Here is a 3,804-nt window from a genome sequence, read left to right as displayed (position 1 = left end):
GCACCAAGTTAAGTGAAAATCCTGACATATGCAAGTCTTTGCAAACAAATGTTTGGCAAGGACTTGCATTTATAACAAGTAATTAAACTGCGAATTTAAGGTGCCCCAACGACTTCGGAAGTCGCTCAATGAGCGGCTCTCTATTAGTCAACATCTAAATTATGAGAAGATATAAACCTAAGTAGTCCTCCTCTGACACCAACATACTCTGTTACTTTCAACCTGCCTTCGACAACCTCTATACGTAACTTATAACTTGGTTTAGATTCAATACTTCTTTGTCCATAAGTTACTAATTCTCCATCCTCATAGCTAATGCTTTCAATAGGAATCGTAACTCTATTCGTAGGTAAATCATCGGGGAATTGAAAAACGGCTTTTACGAAAAGCTCTCCGTCTTCTTTGAAAATTATTACTTTGAGTCTCCCATCATAATCAATACTTTTTGGTTCAATCCATGTACCTAAAAATTTAGACATTGCAGATTTATACGGTATTTGTGCATTAGCACCAAATGCTAATGTTAATAATAGTGTTGCAAAAATATATTTTAACAGCTTCATAACAATATTTTTAAGTCTCGCAAAGTTACGAATTTATTTTTTCAAGACTCAACATCACCAATTAGTATATTTTCGATAATGAATATACGGCGACGATGCTTGCTCGAAAAGTACAATATCGTTTTTTAGATAATAGATTCCGTTGTGACAAAACAAATCCATATCCCCATCCGCATTTTCTGATAAATAGAAATACCATACCTGTTGCAATTCGGTAGCTATTTTATTCCCATAATGAAACGAATCGTAAATACGACTTACCGGTCCATCAGTACCACCACTTTCTGTCATTATTTTACCATTTTTCACGGTCCATTTTCCCCATTCATGCACCCCTGCAAAGGAAAAATAAAGTTTTCCATTTTTCAACTCTGCATCTTTACAAGTTCTGATTTCTGTTCCCGTCTTTATACGAACCACAAGTTTGCCATCCGACTCTATTACCTTAATGTTACCAAAACCACCAATTGGGGGTTCACAGTTCCACACTCCCAAGAACTTCTTGTAACCATCAGGCAATTGCTGTGCGTTGACATTAACACTACAGACTAAGCCTGTAACGACCATAAAGAGTATTGATATTATTCTTTTCATAATCACACGAATTTAGAAATTAACTATTTGTTTATCAACATGATGATTTTCTGCAATATCTTGGTCATATCTACCATATCTTCAACACACGTCCACTCATAAACACTATGCTCTGCTTGTTGACCACTGAAAAGACAAGCACCTCCACGCAAGCCCTTGGCTGCAATCATTGCCGAGGTTGTACCGCCACGTTCACTACGTGGAGAGACTTTTTTGCCAAAACTCGCATAAGCCTTCTTGATGATGTCTGGCAAGGTAGGATACATCGTATATGCTACATTCTCGTACTGCAAGTTCTCTGCCGAAGCTTCTACTTTCACAAAGGGGAAGGCCTCTATAGTTTTCCCTTCGGCAGAATCGAGCATCTGACGCAAGGAATCACCTTCCAACTTATCGAAATAACGCAAACGTACTTTCACTAAATAATCGTCAGAGATAACCTTACCTATGCTATCCTTTGGATGACTAATATCATAGCAATGGATATACCCCTGTTTACCACGACTAATAGACGGATGCTTATAGGGTGGAATTTGTCCTACGAAATAAGAGGCAGCTGTCAAAGCATCACCATATTTGTTGGCATACCCTTCACCAGGATGCGCACTTTTACCATGAAATGTATAGATACGCATAGCTGCAGTAAAGTTCTCTACAGAAAAGGCATGAGGATCATCTCCGTCTACATCTATCACTACATCAGGATTACCACCTACATACTTTGTTTCAAACCCATCAGCTGCCCTGCCAATATCCTCGTTTTGCGAAAAGACAAAATACAAATCACCATGCTCAAAAGGCTTTCCATACAAAAGGTTACAAATGAGTGACACCAAGACCGTACACCCCGTCTTATCATCCGCCCCAAGCAAGGTATTACCGTCACTTGTTATGATAGTCTTGCCTATGCATTCTTTCAGATGTTTACCTTGTGGCGAATCTGGACTTAGCACACCCCCAGAAGGCAAGACTATGTCACCACCTTGATAATTGCGATGAACAATCGGTTTTATATTACCACCAGGCGCCTCCGGTGTTATATCAAGATGCGCCATCAACATAATAGAAGGGAGTTTTCTTTTTGTTGTAGCAGGCAACTTGGCATACACATATTCCCTCTCACTACGAACAACTTGTAAACTCTTATTATTCTTTGCCATTTTCAAGAGGTCTTGTTCCACGAGTCTTGCCATCTGTCGTTGTCCCATACTCAAAGGGAAAATTGTTACGTCCTCACCTTCTGTACTTTGGCTATTGATTCTTGCATAATTTACAAACCTCAAAACATAACTTTCCTTTATAAGAGAATCGAGCCTGTACAACCCTTGCGCAGAAAGCAAAGACCTCAAATTTTCTTGCTGTTTCTTTTTGGGATTCTTCGTTTGAGGAATTGTTAACCGAACATCGGGCAGTTTGGTATTTTTAGACGTAATAGTACTTGCCGTAGACGAGGTCTCATTAGCCTTTATAACCTCATGCACAACTGGAGCCGCCCAATTAATAGGTGGCTTAACACGAGGAGGCTTAATTTTCGGGATTTTCTGTGATTTTATAATACCCTTACCTACATTTTGCGCACACACATCTATTGTAGATAAACACATGATGCAGAGCAACAAGAAAAACTTAACAGATAACTTCATATTGCAACATTATTTTATTGATAATCATAATCGGCACCGCAGTTATTACAATGGAGCCACTTCACTTCCACTTGTATTAACTTTTTTCCAGTTCCCTCACAAAACTGACACGTCCATTTTTTGTTATTAATTATATTATAGCCATTACCATGACAATGATAGCAATCATCTGGTCCTGGTTTCGTAACAATTTTGCTACGAACAACTAAAGTCCCACCACAAGAGCATGTCCGACCTTGAATCTTCTCTACATGACCTTTCACGACATTAGCATTTACACTTTGGTCTACAAAGAACACAAACACCAAAGCCACTACAAAACAAAAACCTTGCAAAAACTTCTTCATAACAAAATAGAATTATGCCTTACAGAACATCCCTAAATAGGCGATTAATAATTTTCCTATAGATACTAAAAAAGACGTGGGAGTCTCTACTTCTTGTCCATCCCAAGTCTCAGGCTCTCGCATTGCCTACACTCAAAGGATAGACAACACAGATAGCCCACGTCATGACGCATTATAATATATAACGACAAGAAACACGCCATTGCTACAAAAAGCAAAAGTATGTCCTACACGTTAGGATATAATACACCCGTCGTGGACGCTTCCAGTTGCCGTTCTCTTTTTGAGTGTATTCAAATTTGCGAGATTCGAGACTCAAAGATAACGTTCCGTAAACGTCCTTACCAGTAAATAACCCACATGCCCATACAAACGAGCTAACTGAGTTGATGGCAAATTTAAGAATTATTTCCGTAACTTCCAAATTTTTAAAGTTTTTTTATATAATATCTTTAACTCAAGATATAGTACCTTAAAGTTGGTAATACAACATCCCTTCCAGTAAAATTGCTCCTTAAAGAGTACAATTGTGCTATAAGGGATTTTTCCTGATCAGTATTTACCTCAAATCCGCAGCCAATCCGTTTACTCGAACCGATTTAATTGTTACGCGTGCATGAGGCATCAGATTGAGGCTAATGAAGCCTTAGTAATGCC

Annotated in this window: 4 protein-coding genes; all 4 read right to left on the bottom strand. The window is 38.6% G+C overall.

Going from position 1 to position 3,804, the window contains the following annotated elements; translation table 11 throughout:
* Positions 1–143: 143 nt before the first annotated feature.
* Positions 144–563, bottom strand: a complete 420-nt coding sequence (locus F7D20_RS01600) for a hypothetical protein (protein WP_158462543.1) — start codon at positions 561–563, stop codon at positions 144–146.
* Between the two features lie 54 nt (positions 564–617).
* Positions 618–1,157, bottom strand: coding sequence for a hypothetical protein (locus F7D20_RS01595; protein WP_158462541.1), 540 nt, complete (start codon positions 1,155–1,157; stop codon positions 618–620).
* Positions 1,158–1,180: 23 nt separating this feature from the next.
* Complete coding sequence (locus tag F7D20_RS01590) at positions 1,181–2,317, bottom strand: M20/M25/M40 family metallo-hydrolase (protein ID WP_228114071.1); 1,137 nt, start codon at positions 2,315–2,317, stop codon at positions 1,181–1,183.
* A 497-nt stretch (positions 2,318–2,814) separates the two neighbouring features.
* A complete protein-coding gene (locus F7D20_RS12870; protein ID WP_194253468.1) occupies positions 2,815–3,147 on the bottom strand; it encodes a hypothetical protein in 333 nt (110 codons plus the stop codon).
* Between the last annotated feature and the right edge of the window lie 657 nt (positions 3,148–3,804).

Source organism: Segatella copri, assembly GCF_009495355.1.
GTDB lineage: Bacteria > Bacteroidota > Bacteroidia > Bacteroidales > Bacteroidaceae > Prevotella.
Note: the sequence above shows the minus strand (reverse complement) of the source record. Positions and strands in the feature narration are given on the sequence as shown.